Source organism: Peribacillus faecalis (assembly GCF_014712675.1).
Classification (GTDB): domain Bacteria; phylum Bacillota; class Bacilli; order Bacillales; family DSM-1321; genus Bacillus_AD; species Bacillus_AD faecalis.
In genome coordinates, this window is record NZ_JACXSI010000015.1 from 40,685 (window position 1) to 60,495 (window position 19,811).

The 19,811-nt window shown below is 39.1% G+C and carries 19 protein-coding genes and 1 other RNA gene; 7 read left to right on the forward strand and 13 right to left on the reverse strand.

What is annotated here, in order from left to right; genetic code table 11:
* Window positions 1-86: 86 nt before the first annotated feature.
* Window positions 87-1,286 (reverse strand): AraC family transcriptional regulator, encoded by a 1,200-nt coding sequence (locus IEO70_RS07720; RefSeq protein WP_190997799.1) that lies wholly within the window; start codon window positions 1,284-1,286, stop codon window positions 87-89.
* Between the two features lie 280 nt (window positions 1,287-1,566).
* Here IEO70_RS07720 and IEO70_RS07725 point away from each other — a divergent pair, with 280 nt between their 5' ends.
* Both IEO70_RS07725 and IEO70_RS07730 read left to right on the forward strand, forming a co-directional pair.
* A complete protein-coding gene (locus IEO70_RS07725; protein ID WP_407948832.1) occupies window positions 1,567-1,926 on the forward strand; it encodes a DUF485 domain-containing protein in 360 nt (119 codons plus the stop codon).
* Entirely contained in the window at window positions 1,926-3,485 is a 1,560-nt protein-coding gene (locus IEO70_RS07730; protein ID WP_190997800.1) for a solute symporter family protein, read from the forward strand. Before IEO70_RS07725 ends, IEO70_RS07730 begins: the two co-directional genes overlap by 1 nt.
* 98 nt (window positions 3,486-3,583) lie before the next feature.
* Here the strand turns inward: IEO70_RS07730 and IEO70_RS07735 are convergent, their stop codons facing one another.
* From IEO70_RS07735 to IEO70_RS07745, 3 genes are all read right to left on the reverse strand, one after another.
* On the reverse strand, window positions 3,584-4,525 hold the full coding sequence (locus IEO70_RS07735) for a cation diffusion facilitator family transporter (RefSeq protein ID WP_190997801.1): 942 nt from the start codon (window positions 4,523-4,525) through the stop codon (window positions 3,584-3,586).
* Between the two features lie 210 nt (window positions 4,526-4,735).
* A complete protein-coding gene (locus IEO70_RS07740) occupies window positions 4,736-5,710 on the reverse strand; it encodes a 2-hydroxyacid dehydrogenase (RefSeq protein WP_190997802.1) in 975 nt (324 codons plus the stop codon).
* A gap of 142 nt (window positions 5,711-5,852) precedes the next feature.
* Entirely contained in the window at window positions 5,853-7,286 is a 1,434-nt protein-coding gene (locus IEO70_RS07745; RefSeq protein WP_190997803.1) for an NADP-dependent glyceraldehyde-3-phosphate dehydrogenase, read from the reverse strand.
* Between the two features lie 351 nt (window positions 7,287-7,637).
* Between IEO70_RS07745 and crcB the strand changes: the two genes are divergently transcribed.
* The 3 genes from crcB (at window position 7,638) to IEO70_RS07760 (ending at window position 10,259) form a co-directional block, all read left to right on the forward strand.
* On the forward strand, window positions 7,638-8,012 hold the full coding sequence (gene crcB, locus IEO70_RS07750) for a fluoride efflux transporter CrcB (RefSeq protein ID WP_190997804.1): 375 nt from the start codon (window positions 7,638-7,640) through the stop codon (window positions 8,010-8,012).
* Window positions 8,012-8,356 (forward strand): fluoride efflux transporter FluC, encoded by a 345-nt coding sequence (locus IEO70_RS07755; RefSeq protein WP_190997805.1) that lies wholly within the window; start codon window positions 8,012-8,014, stop codon window positions 8,354-8,356. The genes crcB and IEO70_RS07755 overlap by 1 nt, the downstream gene beginning before the upstream one ends.
* 1,111 nt (window positions 8,357-9,467) lie before the next feature.
* Window positions 9,468-10,259, forward strand: coding sequence for a serine/threonine protein kinase (locus IEO70_RS07760; protein ID WP_190997806.1), 792 nt, complete (start codon window positions 9,468-9,470; stop codon window positions 10,257-10,259).
* 19 nt (window positions 10,260-10,278) lie between these two features.
* On the opposite strand, the gene IEO70_RS07765 is transcribed toward IEO70_RS07760, so the two are convergent.
* The 3 genes from IEO70_RS07765 to IEO70_RS07775 form a co-directional block, all read right to left on the reverse strand.
* The gene (locus tag IEO70_RS07765; RefSeq protein ID WP_190997807.1) at window positions 10,279-11,016 is read right to left on the reverse strand and encodes an exonuclease domain-containing protein; all 738 of its coding nucleotides are present in this window, start codon (window positions 11,014-11,016) and stop codon (window positions 10,279-10,281) included.
* The gene (locus IEO70_RS07770; protein WP_190997808.1) at window positions 11,006-11,989 is read right to left on the reverse strand and encodes a DUF294 nucleotidyltransferase-like domain-containing protein; all 984 of its coding nucleotides are present in this window, start codon (window positions 11,987-11,989) and stop codon (window positions 11,006-11,008) included. Before IEO70_RS07770 ends, IEO70_RS07765 begins: the two co-directional genes overlap by 11 nt.
* Before the next feature lie 88 nt (window positions 11,990-12,077).
* Window positions 12,078-13,346, reverse strand: coding sequence for an ammonium transporter (locus IEO70_RS07775; protein ID WP_190997809.1), 1,269 nt, complete (start codon window positions 13,344-13,346; stop codon window positions 12,078-12,080).
* A gap of 493 nt (window positions 13,347-13,839) precedes the next feature.
* Between IEO70_RS07775 and IEO70_RS07780 the strand changes: the two genes are divergently transcribed.
* Both IEO70_RS07780 and IEO70_RS20500 read left to right on the forward strand, forming a co-directional pair.
* Window positions 13,840-14,112 carry a hypothetical protein gene (locus IEO70_RS07780; RefSeq protein ID WP_190997810.1) on the forward strand — a complete coding sequence of 91 codons (273 nt, stop codon included), beginning with the start codon at window positions 13,840-13,842 and terminating at the stop codon, window positions 14,110-14,112.
* A 97-nt stretch (window positions 14,113-14,209) separates the two neighbouring features.
* Window positions 14,210-14,308, forward strand: coding sequence for a methyl-accepting chemotaxis protein (locus IEO70_RS20500; RefSeq protein ID WP_328820891.1), 99 nt, complete (start codon window positions 14,210-14,212; stop codon window positions 14,306-14,308).
* A 231-nt stretch (window positions 14,309-14,539) separates the two neighbouring features.
* Here the strand turns inward: IEO70_RS20500 and IEO70_RS07790 are convergent, their stop codons facing one another.
* From IEO70_RS07790 to smpB, 6 genes are all read right to left on the reverse strand, one after another.
* Window positions 14,540-16,828: an SH3 domain-containing protein gene (locus IEO70_RS07790; protein ID WP_190997811.1), complete on the reverse strand. Its 2,289-nt coding sequence runs from the start codon at window positions 16,826-16,828 to the stop codon at window positions 14,540-14,542.
* Between the two features lie 467 nt (window positions 16,829-17,295).
* Window positions 17,296-17,589 carry a hypothetical protein gene (locus IEO70_RS19980; protein ID WP_235973536.1) on the reverse strand — a complete coding sequence of 98 codons (294 nt, stop codon included), beginning with the start codon at window positions 17,587-17,589 and terminating at the stop codon, window positions 17,296-17,298.
* Between the two features lie 202 nt (window positions 17,590-17,791).
* Window positions 17,792-18,160, reverse strand: a complete 369-nt coding sequence (locus tag IEO70_RS19985) for an ATP-binding cassette domain-containing protein (protein ID WP_235973538.1) — start codon at window positions 18,158-18,160, stop codon at window positions 17,792-17,794.
* A gap of 56 nt (window positions 18,161-18,216) precedes the next feature.
* Window positions 18,217-18,537 (reverse strand): ATP-binding cassette domain-containing protein, encoded by a 321-nt coding sequence (locus IEO70_RS19990; RefSeq protein WP_235973539.1) that lies wholly within the window; start codon window positions 18,535-18,537, stop codon window positions 18,217-18,219.
* Window positions 18,538-18,806: 269 nt separating this feature from the next.
* Window positions 18,807-19,168, reverse strand: a transfer-messenger RNA (tmRNA) gene (gene ssrA, locus IEO70_RS07800).
* A gap of 135 nt (window positions 19,169-19,303) precedes the next feature.
* Window positions 19,304-19,768, reverse strand: a complete 465-nt coding sequence (gene smpB / locus IEO70_RS07805; RefSeq protein ID WP_190997812.1) for an SsrA-binding protein SmpB — start codon at window positions 19,766-19,768, stop codon at window positions 19,304-19,306.
* Window positions 19,769-19,811 lie beyond the last annotated feature (43 nt).

Sequence of the window (19,811 nt, forward strand, 5' to 3'; positions counted from 1 at the left end):
AAACCGGCACCGGTCCTTTTCATTTTTAAATCCCCCTTGCAGTTACTTTATGGAAATAGAGGACACGCGGGAGGACCACTTGGAAATCAAAAATCATCCTCACCCCAATTATGCGAGAATAAAACTTCTTTAGTAGCCCGGTATTGACTCGGAGTCAAGCCAATCTCCTTTTTAAATATTGTGCTAAAGTAGTTTGGTGTATTGAAGCCTAAATCAAGTGCTATTTGCTCAATTGCCTGATCTGTTTGGCGCAGCAGACAAATCGAACGCAAAATGCGCACAATGGTCAAGTAAGAAACAAAGCTATGGCCCGTTTCTTTTTTAAACAAACGGCTAAAATAAGCGGGACTGAAGTTAATCATCGCAGCAACATCATTCATTGAAATGCTCTCTGCGTAATGCTCTTGAATATAGTCCACACTTTTTTGAACCGATATATTAGTCGGGATTTCATCATAGTAGCGAAGCGATAATTGATGTTTCGCCACTGTTCTTCTTGCTATTTTAGCATTTTCGTAGGATTGCCTGACTTGCGTAACTTCCCTGGCAAGCGAGCCTGCTCCTATATAGAGCTGAATGCCATAATTCTCTTTCAGATATGCGATAGTCTGCAAAATGGCTTCCTCGCCCGTCTTCCAAAATGATGGTGTCGCAATATTAGTAGGAACTTTGCACATTAACGCTGCATGCTTATGAAATGGTACAAAAACAGCCTCGCACCCAATCAGAGCCAACGTCTTCAAGAAGGCATTTTGTATGATTGACGATGCCTCCCAGCCCTCCTCCTTCTCACGCTGCGGCTCACTGACAAATCCTTGAATTACACAAACGAGGTTAGGAATCATCGGTAATTGAGATAATTGCTGAGAGAAGTCCGAGTAGTTTGCCGGTTCACCCTTTAATAGCCTACGAAAAAACAAATCTGAATGCATATCTGGGACCACTTTTCTGTTCACTTGCCTAAGCTTTTTGAATTGGCGATGAAAGGCACTTCGCTTCACCGGTTTAATAAAAAATGAAGAAAGTTGAAACTCTGCTGCCAACGGCGCCGTCTTCATCATAGATTGTTCAAGAAGCGGATAGATGATGATTTTATTGTAAGTCTTTTTCATTCTGCGAATTCTAACCCAATCCAATAACGATTTCACTTCTATTAATACAATATCGTTTGCAGAAAAAGATTGATTATCACTAACTTTGAAATTAGAGCAAAAGGAATTAGTCAACCACTCCTTTATTTTCTGTTTTTCTTGAGCGTCTTCAATAAGCAAATGAACTTGAATCATCTGTTGCCCCCTGAAATAAAATCACTTTTATGAATATTTTTAGCCCATTCATACTTCACACAACATTTTAGTGAGAAAATATATGTATTTTCTCTTACATACGACAAAATTCTATATTATTACGACAAATTTTTGTAAGGTTTATACCATTGTAATATAGTACAATCTTAAAAACAACTAACTTTACTATAACAGTTTTCTTTTCTAATAAAATAGTTGTTTTCATACAGATGGGGGTCTGTTTTTAAAAGGGATAACCACACAAAAGGGGGTATATTAATTGGCAAATGCAGCACGTACAATTGTATCTGTTGAAGAAACATCTACTGCATCAGAAATTGATTATGAGACATTCGTAAAAATGGAATCCTTCAACCAGCTTGTCAAAAAGAAAAGGAAATTCCTGTTCACTACAACATTTTTGTTTTTAGTTGCTTATTGTTTACTGCCGCTTTTAGCGTTTACAGATGCTTTACAAACAAAAGCTGTCGGCAATATTACATGGGTTTGGATTTATTCTTTATCGCTATTTTTAATGACTATTATTCTTTGCACGGTTTACGTTAAACGTGCGCATAAATTCGACCAGGAAGCTGCGGCAGTCATTGCCGAATATCAGCAACAGAAAGGCGGGAAATAATGAACTTCGTTACAATCGGTTTCTTTCTTGGCATCGTTGGCTTAACATTACTTGTTACCTATATCGCGGCGAAACGAACCTCTTCTGCCAGCGATTTCTATACTGCCGGCGGCGGCTTGACCGGCTGGCAAAATGGTTTGGCTATTGCCGGCGACTATTTGTCGGCTGCAGCATTTCTCGGTGTTTCCGGTGCAATAGCTCTGCAAGGTTTCGACGGCTTCTTCTTCTCGGTTGGATACGTTGTGGCAAACCTCGTGCTTTTATACATTGTCGCAGAACCAATGCGTAATTTAGGCAAATATACATTAGCTGACATGCTGACTTCCCGCTTTAACGAGAAGCGCATTCGCGGCATTGCAGCAACTTCTACTATTACTATTGTTATTTTGTACATGATTGCTCAACTTGTAGGGGCTGGTGCATTAATTCAAATGCTGTTCGGTATCGATTATTGGGTTGCTGTTCTTATTGTAGGAGTAATGATGACGACTTATGTGTTGTTTGGCGGCATGACGGCAACATCATGGGTACAAATCATCAAAGCTTGCTTGCTTTTATTCGGAACAGCTTTAATTTCGGTTCTAGTATTATGGAAATTCGATTTCAATATTATGAAAATGTTTGACACTGTCGCAACGCAAACGGATCAAGGGGAAAACTTCCTCAATCCGGGAATTAAATATACAAGCTCAATCGACTCCTTATCCATGATGCTTGCGCTTGTACTTGGTACTGCCGGTCTTCCGCACATTTTGATGCGCTTCTTTACTGTAAAAGATGCTAAAACGGCACGCAAATCCATTACATGGACGACGTGGATTACGGCAATTTTTTTCTCATTGACGATTTTCCTTGGCTTCGGTGCCGCTACTTTTGTCGGTCAAGCTAACATATTGGCAGCAAACCCTGGAGGCAACTTGGCTGCTCCATTATTAGCTGAATTTTTAGGCGGAAATGTGCTTCTTTCCTTCATTTCAGCCGTGGCTTTCGCAACCATCTTAGCCGTTGTGTCCGGCCTGGTTTTAACAGGGGCATCCGCAATATCCCATGATATTTATGGAGAAATTATTAAAGACGGTAAATTATCAATGAATCAGCAGCTAATGGCTGCCCGGATTGGTTCGATCTCAATTGCGGTACTCTCGATATTATTGGCTCTAGGTGCGCAAACATTGAATGTTTCGTTCCTTGTATCATTCGCTTTCTGTATTGGTGCATCAGCTAACTTACCGGTTATTCTATATACAATCTACTGGAAAAAATTCAATTCCAACGGTGCAATTATTGCTATGGCAACCGGATTAATTTCTTGCCTTATCCTTGGGGCAATTGGCCCGAATGTATGGCATCCGGAAGCAGGCAAAGCAATTTTTGTCGGAAATCCGCTAATCAGCTTATCGAACCCAGCCATTATCAGCGTTCCTCTAGGATTCTTTGCTGGCTGGCTCGGAACGGTCCTGACGCAAAATAAAGCAGTTATTGCGAAAAATGAAAAAATCTATAATGAAATTCGTGTCAAAGCAAATACAGGCATATCTGTATCAGAAGTTTCACATTAAATAGAAAAACCGGCACCGGTCCTTTTTCATCGTGAATATGCTACTCAGATTTAAAAACTATTTAAAAAGCCAGAGAAAATATTTCTCTGGCTTTCGTTTTAATGATGATGATGTGCCGGTTCATTTTTCATTTCACAAAGGATTGAATCATGATGCTTATGCGTCGCTGTTTCCAACTGAATTGTCACATGATTAATTCCTTTATGCTCCAACTCGTGTTCAATCTTGCGGAGTAGTTGCTCACTTTCAGCAATTGTCAGCTCATTATCTACTACCGCATGACAAGAAAGGGCATTTAAACCGCTTGTAATTGTCCAAATGTGGAAGTCATGCACACTATGAATGCCATCTGTATTTTGGATTATTTGAATAATATCATTGATTGCAATATTATTTGATGTTCCCTCCATCAAAATGTGGACAGCAGATTTTGTTACATGAAAGCCGCTCCTTAATACAAGGAATGCTACAATTACACTGGCAAGAGGATCGGCCCATCCCCATCCAAAGAACATCATCAGCAAGGCTGCCGCAATTGCGCCTACAGACCCGAGTAAATCACTCAAAACATGAAGATATGCTCCGCGCATATTCAAGTTCTCTTCAGTATCGGCTCCACGCATCATAATCCAAGCAACCAAAACATTCACCGCTAATCCAATACTGCTAATTATCAGCATACCCATCGTAGCCACTTCAGGCGGACTAATAAACCGACCAATTGCTTCATAAAAAATAAACAATGCAATTGCCATCAGTGTTGTACCATTAATGACAGCAGCAAGTATTTCAAATCGCTTATAGCCGTATGTCTTTGAATGGCTAGCCGCTTTTTCACCGAGTTTAAAAGCAATCAAAGCAATTGCCAAAGAGATTGAATCACTAAGCATATGTCCGGCATCCGACAGCAACGCCAAGCTATTTGTTAAAAAACCGCCTATCGCTTCAACAAGCATGTAGCCTGTAATGATGATAAAAGAAATAAGCAATACTTTTTTATTCGCACCATGGGTATGATTATGTTCATGATCGTGTCCCATGTCATCTCCTCCTCTATCTCCATTATTGTTTACGATTAATTTTTATCGTATGTCTACCACTCAAGTACAACTTGCGAAAGGGAAATAAATTATATATATGAACATATACACATATATTAATAATGTATTCATTAATCTGAAAAATGTCAATGCAATTATTTACACTCACTCGAAAAAAGGAAGGACCCTTTTAAAGCCCTTCCCGATTAATTATAACCATATATCTGCATTAATTAATGCAGGCGGACGTTCACCTTTTAATGCTGCGACAACATTTTCGGCCGCAAACATGCACATATCTGTTCTCGTTTGCAATGTAGCTGAACCGATATGCGGCAACGTCAAGACATTAGACATTTTCAATAACGGATTATCGACCGGAGTCGGCTCTTCTTCAAATACATCTAAACCTGCGCCGGCAATCTCTTTATTACGAAGAGCCTCAATCAAGGCTGCTTCATCGACTGTTCTTCCTCTAGAGCCATTAATGAAAAAAGCTGTCTCCTTCATCAGTTTGAATTCTTTTGCACCGATTAGCTTCTCCGTTTCCGGTGTTAACGGCGTCATAAGACAAACAAAATCTGATTGCTGCAGCAATTCATCTAAGCTACAATAAGTTGCTTTATATAATTGTTCCGCTTCTTCATTACGATTGCGGTTATGATACAAAATATTCATATCGAAGCCAAGATGCGCCCTCTTAGCGATTGCCGTGCCAATACCGCCCATTCCAATGATTCCAAGCGTTTTATGATGCACATCCAACCCAAATTGTCTTACACCGACAGGTTTCTTCCATTGTCCGCTCTTCACATACGAATCCAATTCCGTGAAACGGCGGGCTGTCGCTATGATTAAACCGAACATTGTATCTGCCGTTGTTTCATTCAATACACCCGGTGTATTAGTCGCTAATATACCACGCCGGGATAAAGCCGGAATATCCAAATTATCATAGCCGACCGAAATTGTAGCCGAGACTTTTAAGTTCGGCGCATGCTCCAAAAGTTCATCATCGATTTTCAGTTCTGCCCCGATCAGACCAATCGCATCGGTCAATTCGCGGCAAAAAGTATCATAATTCTCCTTTGTTATTTTATCAAATATAACCAGATCACAGTGCTCACGCAAATATTGATCCACTACCGCAGGCAGTTTCTTATAGCTTACTACTTTTTGTTTCATGAAAATATACCTCTCTTCCACGCTATATTGTCTCTATCATAGCAGAAATAAAACAGAATATTCATTTTATTTAGAACGTATAAAAGCACTTACCCTTTACAGGATAAGTGCCTTTAAAACGTGAAATATTTCACTATAGCAATTATTGAAGGTTCAAGACTGTCACTTTCTCACGAGTCATTGATTCAATACTTTTGCGGATACCTTGTGTTCCAGTTCCTGATGATTTCACACCAACGAACGGGAAGTGGTCAGGTCCGCGCTCTGTTCTTCCGTTAATTTGAACAGAACCTGTTTCAAGCTGTTCAGCTAAAATAAACGCTTTGCTCGCATCTTTTGTGAAGATACTTGCTTGCAAGCCAAATTCTGATTCGTTTGCTAAAGCTACTGCCTCTTCATCAGATTTCACTCGGATCACCGGAAGAACCGGTCCAAACGGCTCTTCCCATGCAATGCGCATATCAGGTGTTACATTGTCCAGAAGCGTTGGGTAAATTAAATTCCCTTCACGTTTATTGCCTGTTACTAATGTTGCTTGTTTTTCAATCGCATCATCAATTAAACCTTGAACAAAATCAGCAGAACCGTTGTCGATTAATGGTACGATTACACAGTTTTCTTCCGGTGAACCGACCGTCAGCTTCTCGATTTTCGTTTGAAGTTTTGCGACAAGCTCATCTGCCACCGATTCATGAACTAATACACGTTTGATTGCAGTGCAACGTTGGCCTGAGTATGAGAATGCACCAGCAACGATGTGGTCAGCTGCATAATCTAATTCAGCATCTTCACGAACTAGAGCAGGATCTTTGCCACCAAGTTCCATTACAAGCGGTATCATTTTTGTCTTTTGCGCAATACGGTAACCGTTGTTAGAGCCGCCCGTGAATGAAATCATGTTAATATCGCGGTGCTCAACAAGGTAGTCACCAATCACTGATCCACGACCTGTCACTAAGTTAATAACACCTTTTGGCAGACCTGTTTTATGTAGAGCTTCTACCATTTTAATTCCGCTGATTGCACCTTGTGTTGCCGGTTTGAACACAACTGCGTTACCGGAAATTAGTGCCGGCGCAATTTTAGAAGCAGATAAGTTAACTGGATAGTTAAATGGCGCGATTGCTAATACAACACCCAGCGGCACACGGTGAACAATCGCTACTTTTTTGCGGGATCCGCCAACGAAGTTTTCGCCCATCATGCTTTCTCCGTGCATGTGGTAAGCTTCTTCAATTGTATAGCGGATGTAGTCAGCTGTACGCTCTACTTCTTTTATTGCGTCGTTGTGAGCTTTCCCTACCTCTTTCATAATCACTTCCGCAATTTCTTCTTTTGCAGCCAGTAAGTTATCAATCCATTGATATAAATATTCGCCTCTTTCACGAACAGTTAAAGTTGCCCATTCTTTTTGAGCTTTTTTTGCTCCTGCGACTGCTTCGTCAATTTCTTCTTTTGAAATTGCTTGAACAACCCCGACAGGATTGCTCATATAGGGAGAGGGAATACTGATTGTATCGCCGGAAGCACTCTTGCGCCATTCTCCATTTATGTAATAATCATAAACTTGACTCATGTTAAGTATCCTCCACAGTAAGTAATCGATCTGTTGTTGCTTACATTTTGCCACTAACATAGTGTAAATATTATCAAGAAAGTAAAAAACAACAGAGTTTTAAGATTCAGTAAAAAAATCCTTTATCTAGCCTAGTGTACCAAAGAAATCCGACCTTTAACGTTGGAAATGTTTAACTGTGAAGGTTTGAGCAATAATATCTAATGCATATATGAAAAAGTGAAATAGTTTTTCTTCATTTCACTTTCGAACGATCATATCATTTGTTAAACATCCTTTGATATCAATATTTTTGTTTTAAAGTATGCTATAACTAGAGAAAAGTATTTTAAAAAATGGAGTGACCACATTTTGATTTATTTATTAGTCGGCATCGCTGGCGCATTGGGAGCAAGTTTGCGTTATACTTTAAGCCTGCTTTTATTTAACGGAATAGTTTTCCCGCTTGCTACTTTAAGCATCAATTTAGTTGGATGTTTTCTGTTAAGTTACTTGACCGCAGGACTATTTACTAAATCCAGTCTGTCAGCCAGCATTAAAACGGCAATTGGAACGGGATTCATCGGCTCTTTTACAACTTTCTCGGCATTCAGCGTTGAAACAATCACATTGTTCACAAACGAAAAAATCGCTCTTGGCATTCTTTACATATTCATCAGTTTACTCGGCGGGCTGCTCATGACTTCCTTAGGGCTTCAGCTGCAAAAAAGGAGGCTGACTTCATAATGATTTACGTTACTTTTGGAGGATTTTTCGGTGCTATTAGCCGCTTTGCAATCAACTCCAAGCTTTCTAAAAACAACGTTTTTCCGAAAGGAACATTAGCCGTCAATTTAGTCGGCTCCTTGCTGCTCGGACTTATATTCGGCCTTGAGCTGCCAACAAATACAGCACTCTTATTAGGCACAGGTTTTCTTGGGGCATTCACAACTTTCTCCACTCTCTCATTGGAAATGGTCAACATGATTCAAGGTGGTCGAAGAAAGCAGTGGTTGATGTATGTGAGCTTCACATACGGAGGCGGTTTAACACTTGCCTATGCTGGCTTTCTACTCGGAAACTGGTTTTAGAAAAACAGTACAATTTTATTCGATATTTTTTCAAAAAAAGTTTTAAAAAATGATTATATTTTTGTTTAGCGGGTATATATAAGTATGGCGAGGAAGCAAAACATCCCGCCATATGAACCACGGTGGTCGGTTGCTTAAAGTTTATGAATTGAGAAAGCAAGCAAAATCCATACTCCATAGATTAGCTGCTTTTGACTAAACTTAACCAATAACACAGCTGCCAGACAAAGCGAATGTAGATTTTATATACGCGGCGTCATAAAACAATGCTTCCATTCTAGTGAAGTTGTTTTTCAGAAACGGAACGCAAACGTAACAATAAAAGTTAACGAGCTTCCATTTTATCGACAAAAAAGTAGTTACCAAAAAGAATGAAAGCAATGTTCAAATGCTTCCATTAAAAGTGACATACTTGTTGTTATGGTAAATGAAAGTGAAACAAAACAAACCATGCTTCTATCACCAAGCAGTAAAAAAGCAGTAAAAGTTAGCATGTGTGCGTTATGTGAAGCTTCCACTTCAGTAAAACAATGTTATGCTACAAAAGGAAAGCAATCACTCAAATGACGAAGCTTTATTTAGAGTAACATTATGTCGAATAGGAAAACGAAACCCAATTCGTTTTCGTGAATATAACATCTATAGTTACGACAAATTGAAAGTTTGAGTGATAGAGGTTCCAATCTTAAAAAGCACCTCCCTTTTCGACAGCGGAAAAGGAAAAGCAGCCAACCACCATATTATGAAAAAACATATCCATACTTCATACAAACAGCCCTGACAAACATGTCAGGGCTTTACTTTTCACGAAACTTCTAATTTACATAAACTTAACAATTTCAGTAACCTTTCTTCTTTGCATCCGTAATATTATTAACGTTATAATAGCATTCAAATTCAAAACAAAGGGATGAATAATTATGTTAAGAAAAATTATGCAATCGCTCTTAGGCAGCAAAAGTCACAGCCATAAATATAAAAGATACTCCTCTTCAAGCAGCAGCAGACGTCATTATTCACGCAAACATGACTACTACGGTCATAAACATTATAAAAAAGGCTACAAAAGAAGCAGCTCACGAAGCTTTTTTAGCAGCTAAGCAGTAACACTATGTTGCACTACTTTCGAGAACGAAAACTTCACGGCATATTTGAAACGTACATTGAAGAAGAAACACCTTATCATTTCGCGGGCATATTTGGAATGGGATCATATGGTGTTGCCTACTTGCTAATTCATAAGCAAACAAAACAAAAAGTCATTATGAAGCGCTTGCGGGCTAAACATCGCCATAACGCCAAATCACGGAGCAAATTTAAGCAAGAAATCACTATGCTTCAATCACTTGATCTCTCGAGCGTTCCTGCTCTCCTGAATGAAGGAGAAGTGAGCAATATCCCCTTTTATTTAATGGAATATGTCGACGGTAGCACATTTCAGCAAATTATCTTTGAAGAAAATAGGCAGTTTTCCGAGATGGAATGCTTACAGATTGCGAAGCAACTATTTGAAATCGTCTTATCTTTGCATAAACAAGGCATTGTCCATCGAGACTTAAGAATACCAAATATCTTATCTCAAAACGGACAACTGAAGCTCATTGATTTTGGTTTAGCTGCTTATATAAAGGAAGATATCAGTCTATCCATCAAAAATCCGAAAAAAGCGGAAAATCATATAAGCGATTTGTATTATATCGGCCATTTCTTACTATTCTTGCTATATTCAAATTACGAACCATTAAGCAAGAAAGAACGAAGCTGGCAGGAAGAGCTGCAGATTCCCGCGGAACTAAAACAGTTCATTGAGCGCCTATTGCTGATTAGACCGGCATTTTCGAGCGCAGAAGATGCTTATGTACAACTTACTAAAATAGTAAAAAGCGAACAACAAAAATCGTAGTTTGTTCGCTTTTTTATGTTCAGTTTCTCAACTGCGCCAATCGTTCGTATACATCCGTCAAACTATTGCAACCCATATTGATCACTTTTTCGATATAGATGCTCCAAAGCTTAGCAGTCACAATTGCATCTTCAAGCGCATGATGACGATTGACAATCGGTATTTTGTAATGGTCACAAAAATCCTCCAACCTTACAATGTTCAAATCCGGATCCGCTATACGATAGAGAAATGATGTGTCGAGAATACGGTGCCTCAATGGAGTTCGAAACATCTGCCAACTGGCATGCTGCAAAAAGTTTTTTTCATGGCTGGAATGATGCGCAACTAACGTGCTGTTCCTTGCAAATTGAAAAAATTGCACAAGTACATCCGATAAAGGTGGGGCATCCTTCACTTGCTCGTTTGTAATAGCCGTCAACTCAGTAATTTCGTCCGAAATTATATTTTTACATTGAATGAGCGAATAAAATGTCTGTTCTTCTTGAATAATGCCGCCTGAAATTTTTATCGCTCCGATTGAGATGATTTCATCACCTTTATCAGGATAAAAACCGGTCGTTTCAATATCCAATACGACGACATCCAGCTCCTTTAACGGTACCTTCAATACATCATCCTGGCGAATTTCCCGCTGAATTTGTCTTAAATACGCCATTTGGTGTGCACTTTGCACGCTCTGTCCGCCTCGCAGATTATTGCCGGTCAACCTCGTTTGAATTCCTTTTATAAAGTGAACGAATGGTTCAAATGCCATATTTAACACCCTTTTTTATCAGGTTTATTACAAAGGAGTGCAAATTTTCGCCATCCTTTAAAATTCTTTTAATCTCTTTCTTTTGCTCTCGGCTAAGATCGTTAACGTGCAGATAATGGGTATCTTCATATTCTTTCACCAGCACCAGCGATAGTCTGTATTCTAAAAGCCTCTTAAAATTCGCAGGAGCTGTTTCCAATACTTTTTGGTAATTAGGCATAGCCGACAATTTATTCAATCGTTGCTCGGTAGAGGTCTCCGCTATTTGTTCCTTAATCGATAAAATACGAATTGCATTAACATACGGAATGAAGGCAGAGTATTTTAAATCGATTGATCCGCTATGTTCCCCGGTTGTATTGACAAGTATCTGCCCGAGCGGACTAATGGCCTTTTTAATGTGCAACACGTTTTCCATCAGCCGTTTCAACAAATATGGATTTTTTTCCTGATAGTCAAAAATGAACTGCTTTAACTCTTGAACAAACTGTACTTCCCCATGAAGGCAACGTGAATCAAAGAAGATTTGCAAATTGCGGATTGACTCCCAGCTTCCCTCATCCATCCAATTGAAAAGCTGCCGTTTCCATTCATCCAACGATTTGCACCATAAAGGGTTTGAACTCATAATATTCCCTTTGCAATATGGGTACCCAACAATCGATAAGCCATACGATATTTCCGTTCCGAGCTTCAAGAAATATTCTTTATTCTCATTTGAAGCTACTTGATAAATAATTCCATGATCTTGATCACTTATTACCCCTTGTTCGTGCCTTCCCCCGCTGCCGGCAATGAACCAACAATACAGGCAGGGCGGTTTCTCCATTCCCAGTCTGGCAACAGCTATTTCAAATACATTTACCATAACAGCATCATGGAAACTATTTAATGAAATCGTATCAGAAAGGCATTGATGTATATTCTGTTCCTTCCATTCCTTAATAGCTTCATACGTTTCCAATGTAGACATAACCCACTTCCTTAAAACTTAATAACTATCAAAAAGCATATAGGGCCTCCCGAAAGTCTTTGAAAACTTTCGGAATAGCCCTTCTCATTTATACACTCTTTTTCATTTCTGATTCCATTTGCTCCGGATATCCGTAGCTGCCGTGCTCACTCATATCCAAGCCCATAATTTCTTCCTCTTCAGATACGCGAAGCCCGCCTAAAACAAGTTTCGTTACATATAGAATGATGAAAGAAACTACGAATGCGAACGCTCCTGAAGCTGCAACACCCATCACCTGTACACCAAGTTGTTCAAAGCCGCCGCCATAGAATAAGCCTGCTTTCCCACCAACTTGATCAGCCAGTTCAGGAGTAGCGAAGAAACCTGTAGAAATAGTACCCCAAACCCCTGCAGCACCGTGTACAGATAATGCAAAGATTGGATCATCGATACGCAATTTTTCGACTAGTTTCATACTAAAGTAAACAAGTACACCTGCAATTAAACCAATTACAACTGAAGCCCATGGAGCAACGAAAGCACAAGATGCTGTGATAGCAACCAACCCCGCTAAAGCTCCATTCAAAATTGTAGGAATATCTGATTTACCTAAGAATAACCAAGAGATAATTGTAGCAGCAACCGCACCAGCAGCAGCAGCCAAGTTTGTATTCAAAGCGACAAATCCAAAGAACGCTCCATCAACTGATACAGTACTACCTGCATTAAAACCAAACCAACCTACCCACAGAATCAATACTCCTAGGGCCGTATAAACTTGGTTATGTCCAGCGATATTATTCACTGAGCCGTCTCGATTGAATTTCCCAATACGAGGCTTCAGTAAAATTGTTGCAGCTAAAGCACCCATTGCACCAGTCAAATGAACAACCGTTGAACCGGCAAAGTCTTGTTTACCGTGTCCACTTAACCAACCGCCGCCCCAAATCCAATGCGCAACTACCGGATAAACAATAAGTCCGAATAAAATTGTAAATATGATATAAACCGGAAACTTAGCTCTTTCAGCAAATCCACCAAGAGCAATCGTTATTGCGATCCCTGCAAATGCTGTTTGGAAAACGAAGAAAACCGTTTTCGCCAAACTTTCATCATCAACAAGAGCGCCGTCATAGAAAAAGTCTGACATCCCAACAAAGAAGTTAGCATTGTCTCCAAAGATAAAAGCATAACCTGCTGCCCAAAATACTAAAACTGCCAAACCGAATGTGAAGATGGTTTTACCCGCGATGTGCCCTGCATTTTTCATTCTAGTTGAACCAGCTTCAAGCATAATGAATCCGCCAATCATAAAAATAACTAAAATTGCACCTATCATAGTCCAAAGACTATCCATTAAAACAATTGCATCCATCCTTATTCATCCCCTTTTCTCGGTTTTATTCCCTTCACACTAATATGTGAGGAAATCTAACATTTAATTTATATACTAAATTTACCATCATTTCCAGAATTGTCAATATATTTTGAAAATTAATTGTAATGAAACCTGACATAAGATTTTATTCAATAATTCTCACCCGAAATGGAACATATACTTCTGTCAATCGCACAAAGCCATTCAACCCTTGTCAACCTTGAAATTCGGACAAGTACTATCTGACCGGTACTATTTATCTAGTTTTTTGTAAACCGTTTTCATTTATTTTCTTCCTATAATAAAAAACAGTAAAAATCTTTTCGACAAAATCAACAAAATAATGTCGAATTAGCAGGGTTAATCTTTACCTCCCTATAAATATGACGATAAAAGAAAAGACTGAATTACTTTGTACTTAACAGAATCGATCGTTAATGTTAGGGCAACTAATACAGCCGCCGATGAGATTTTACAGGAGGCAATAAAGATGATGAAGTCTAATGCCAATAAAGAAAAAATCGAGGTCATCATCAAGAGAAAACAATTATTCAAAGAACGTTATCAGGAATTTCTCGCCGTAAGAGAGAACGTAACGCAAGAAGAACAAATTGCACATTGGAAAAAGAACATCGAACCTGTCGGAATCACAATTGGTCATCTAGTAGAAGACATGGTAGCTTTTCAGTCAAATGCACTTGATGAGGCTACAGCCGCAAACACTAAACAAGTGGACGCCATTTCAAGAACGGTGCTGATATAAAGTATTGTTGCACTAATACTAGCTATAACAATCTGTTATTCAGCAGTTAGACAGATATTCTAAAGAAATCAGCCTTATTATAGATGCTATAACAGACATTTCAGATCAAACTGATTTATCAGCATTAAATGCTGCGCTTGAAGCGGCTCGTGCAGGCGAACACGGTAAAGGTTTCGCTGTCGTAGCAGAGAGGTAAGAAAACTGACCGAGCAACCAAAATCGTCTTCGGAACAAATCACGAAGCTAATCCACGAGCTTCAAGCCGATAAAACACATGCAGTATCGGCAATGAAAGTCGGTACGGAAGATGCAAGAACCGGATTAACCATTGTTAAGGAAGATAAAAACACCCCAAAAGTAAGTTTTTTGGGGTGTTATACCACATTCAAGTCTTTGTCTAAATTTAAAAACTTGAAAACTAGTTTTCCTATCTATTTAATTCCCTGATTAAAAAGTCGCCAGATACCCAGCCAACTCTTCCATCATTCAACTTAATCTTATACCAACCTATTTGAATAACTGGTGTCAGATTATTATTCAATACCAATTCAACATATTGGTATTGCGATAATGTAGCAATCTTCGTCGCATTCGTTCCAACAGATTCCCTTACATTTAAAGTTGCTGAATTAACACGCGCTAAATTCTTCACCGTAAAACTCTTATTATAGCTGCTGAAGCTGACCTTATTTGTATAATATGTTCGTCCATTATATCCAATTGTTAACCAGTAGTTATTCGATTTCTCTAGTAAGTTAAACTTTTCTCCTTTAGAAATCGTTGCTGTTTGGGTTGAACTACCTATTGCATTGTATAAAGGGATAGATGCATTAGCAACAGCCAATGTCCCATTTGGGAAGACATCTTTCCCTGATGGGTAGCCTGGAGCATTTGGTACTTGTGTATTTGGCTGCTGGTTAAACGCAGCTTCCTGACTAGCTGACAAGATACCTTCCATATGTTTAGCAATTTTCAATCCCCAGTCTGAGTCACTAGCGTAATAATAGTTCATTCCTATACTCAACGCATCTACCCGACTACCATACTGATTTTTGACGGTATAGCCTAAGTAAGCTCCACGATACTTCCAGTTATTAGGGTTTAAATAAGTTGCTTTCATTTCTTGCGCAATATAGTCAATGTTGCTCGCAATAGTACTATATTTTACAGCTCCTACAAACGGAACGAGATCATATGCTCCAAAGCCAAATAAATTATTTTTCGCTTTCGCAATTGTTGATTTGCCATAACCGCTTTCATGAATAGCATGAGCCGCCAAGTATAAAGCATTCACTCCATATTTATTAGCAGCATCTATAAACAACTGACCCGAGTTATATAAAACACTATTCTCCGCTGTCACCCCGTTATTAGCGAGATACTGGTTAATATGACTAGCTGTTACAGATGAGCTTGTTCTTAAATCCATCATGATATAAGGATTATTTTGCTCCATTAACGTCTTTGTATCAAAGTTTTCTTTTGTAGTTTCAGATAAATAGGAAGAAGAAACATATCCTGTTCTTCCTTGATATGAAACTTGATGCCACCCATCCTTTTTAGAAATAGATGTTAGTACAGTTCCCTGTGGAATAACTAGAATAACCTTACCTGAAGCAGAAGTCTGATCTCTCATGTTTAAGTTTGCCGTAGTCACAAAATATGCTCCATTAACCGGTTGCTCTGTAGTGATCTTATCTATCTCTTTTACGTAACTTGCACTTACCCAGCCGGTTTGATTTCCGTATTTTACGTTATACCAATCACCTTGCTTCGAGATATATGTAATTTCCTTATCTTTCGGAATCGTTGTCAATATTTTTCCGCTTATCGAAGGGTCATCCCTCAAATTTAGAGACGCTGTCACAACCCAGTATTTCCCGAATGTTTCTGGTGCCGGGATCACTGTTTCTGGTGCCGGAGTTGACGCTTCTGGTGTCGGTGTTGGCGTTGTCGGAATCATCTCTTTTACGTAACTTGCACTTACCCAACCTTTTTGATTTCCATAACTTACGTTATACCAATCACCTTGCTTCGAGATGTACATAATTTCCTTGTTTTTCGGAATGGTTGTCAATATTTTTCCGCTCGTTGATGATGTGTTTCTCAAATTTACATTTGATGTTGCAACCAAACTTACCCCTGCATTTTCCTGTGGCGCTGCTGGCGTTGGTGCTGGTGATGACTTGGCTGTGACCTTTACATAGCTAGCACTAACCCAGCCGGTTTGGTTCCCATACTTTATGTTGTACCAGCTTCCTTGTTTTGAAATGTACGTGATTTCCTTACCCTTTGGTATCGTCGTCAGTAGTTTTCCTTTAGTAGAAGCTGTGCTTCTCATGTTTAAATTTGCAGTTGCTTGATAGACCATTGTTGCCGGAGGGATGCTGACTTGATTGGCTGCATTTGCTTTCTTTAGGTAACTTGAGCTGACCCATCCTTCATTCGAACCATATTTTACTTTAAACCATGAGCCACTTTCAGAAATATATATAACTTGTTTTCCTTTTGGTATCGTTAGCAGTATCTTCCCGCTTGTAGAAGCCGAACCTCTTAAATTCAAATTTGCTGTCGTTTCATAACTAACGCCAGAAGCCTCAACTTGTATGGTCCCAATTGTTCCAAAAGTTACTGCTGTACCCCCTAACAAGATTCCTGCCGATAGTACAATAGAAGATCCTACACTCAGCGGAATCTTTTTATCCTTCTCTCCCATTTACTCTCCCTCTCTTCCTGGATTTATCAAAATTCCGATATCAGACAAAAATTTTCTCACAAACTACAAAACTATTTTTTTACTATTATCTATATCGACTGATATGTACATGCCTTTAGAATTGTTAAAACCCAAAAGAAGACATAATATTAAAAATATAATTGGCATTCTGATTCGATTAACTCTCAGACTTTCTATTTATTTAGTTAAAGATAATAAGCATGAAAGCTCCAATAAATTTCATTATATGCTAAATTCCTACAAATTTCACTTTTTATTCAAAATGATGCTACTTATTGTTGAAAACTGAAATAAGTTGTCGATTTCTGGCGTTCATACAATCATTCGATCAAAACAAGTTTCAAATACTACTTCTCTAGCCTATCCCGTTGCCTAAGGAAGTGGTTAAACTCTTAGATTATTCATTTTGTTTCACCATGCAAAAACGCCCTAAAATTCACTCCAATTCATCTATAAATTCGCAACAAAATGAAAAGAGGACGCCCATTTACGTCCTCTTCTCTAAACTGCTCAATTACTAAGTCGAAGCAGTTTTGTTTCTCTCTTGCCCATTCATAAGGACCATTATGGACATATACCTGACCATCTTTGATCCAAACTGTTTTCGCAAAAAGCTTCTGCAGAAAATAACGGTCATAACTGATGGCTATAATCATCCCATCGACCTTCTCAAGCGTTTCCTCCATCACTTCTCTCGATTCAATGTCCAGATGATTTGTCGGTTCATCAAGCACCAGCAAATTGCAGTTTTACTGCATTAACTGCGTAAGACGCAGACGCATTTTTTTGCCGCCGCTTAAATCTTTTACCTTTTTAAACACATTATGACCATAAAACAAAAACTGAGCCAACACGTGACGGGCCTCACCTTCAGTTATAGACAAATTCTCGCGAAACGCATCAATTAATTGCATTGTCGGATTAACGTATCGAATTGCTGAGCTAATAACCGATTTCTACATTGCTGCCTATTCGCGCTTCTCCGCAAACTGGCTTTAGCTGCTGCAGCATAATTTTTAGCAAAGTTGATCTCCCGGTTCCATTATTGCCGACGATCACTAACCGATCTTTCCAAAAGACTGTCAAATTCACACCCATGAACAACACGTCATCACTAAAGCCATACGTGACTTCTTGCAAAGAAATAACTTCTTTGCCGCTCTGGTCTTTTGATTCAAACTGGAGGTTCATCTTCTTTTCTGTTGTCGGTTTCGAAACTAGCTCCATACGGGCAAGCATTTTTTCCATCACTTTTGCTTTACGGTAAAGGTCCAGATTCGGTGGCGATGCCTCGTTTGCCCATTGACGCAATCACCGAATCGCTTCTTTTATTTTCTTAATTTTCTCTTGCAGCTCTCCATATTTATTCACATCTGCTGCTCCATTGCTTTAATTTTATTTTGCATATGGGTAAGTTCCTGAAACGCTAAGCGCAGCACATCATTCACCATTAAGCCCGGATAATCAGGTATTTGCGCTAAATAGCCGACCGTACTACCTTTTGTTTTAATGATTCTGCCTTCATCAGGCTGTTCAATATTCGCCAAAAGTTTGAAAAGAGTTGTTTTTCCACTTCCGTTCCATCCTACTGATGCGACATGCTCTCCTGCCTGCACTTCCATTGTCAAATGATCAAAAATGATGTTGCCGCCAACAGCTTTTTTAATATTTTCAGCTTTAATTTGCATTCTATTTTCCTCCATGCATGCAGCTGAAAAACAAAAAGACTACCCATTAACTTTAAAGATATATTAGATATAGGGGTAAGGATGGTAAGGAAAGATATTCCTACTGTCCTTTTTTATGTATAAGTACAGATTATTTATATATAGTAATCTAAGTTAATATATCCCCCTCGCTATTTATTCTGAATATTGAGATTAAAGGTTTACAATTAATTTCATGTGAAATTATACTACTAAATTCAAGCACAAAAAAACCACCAAACAGTTATGTATGGTGGAGACGGTGGGAGTCGAACCCACGTCCAAAGATATTGCCACTTAAGCTTCTACGAGTGTAGTCGATTTATTAGCATTTCGCGAATGCTTCGGCCAATCGACAGGCTTCCGCATTGCTAGTCTGATTACTCTCTTCCTTTTCCCTCAGACGGCGAGATCCGGCGTAGTCCACTAAGAGTGAGTCCCTTACCCTACCACATGGACGATGGAGGGAGGAACAGCTTATCGACTGTTATTAAGCAGCGAAAGCTAGGTTGTTGTTTTGTTTGCCAGTTATTGGCTTGTGCGTTTTAACGAGGCCGACCCCTCGACTCGCAACTTAAGCTCAAACTACCCCTGTCGAATCCGTAACGTCCCCATGATAAAAAGGAACGAACGAAAATGAATAGCAAGCTCGAGATGCTCTATTCAATTGTCATTCTGTAATAGCATTATATCACATGCAGAGAGAAATGCAATTGTCAGATGCTGCATCCTTTGCCAGCTGGCACCCTTACTTCTGACGATCGCGGAAAGCGCGTTCGATATCACGTTTTGCCTCTTTCTTCTTCAAGTCCTCACGCTTGTCATATTGCTTCTTACCTTTACCGACACCTAGCAATACTTTCGCAAAACCATTTTTCAAATATACCTTTAATGGTACAAGCGTATAGCCTGTCTCTTTTGTGATACCGATCAATTTGCTGATTTCACGTTTGTGTAACAACAGCTTTCGTGTACGAAGCGGATCGTGGTTATAACGATTGCCTTGTTCATAAGGGCTAACATGCATATTGTATAAATACACTTCACCGTTTTGGATACGGGCGTGCGCATCCTTTAAATTCAAGCGGGAAGCGCGGATTGATTTAATTTCAGTTCCTTGTAGCACAATACCTGCTTCGTATGTTTCTTCGATGAAATAGTCATGGTATGCTTTTTTGTTTTGCGCAACCTGTTTACCCATGCCTTTTGCCATGTTTACTCCTCCTTGCATAACCATTCTTGTCTGTTCTTTTATG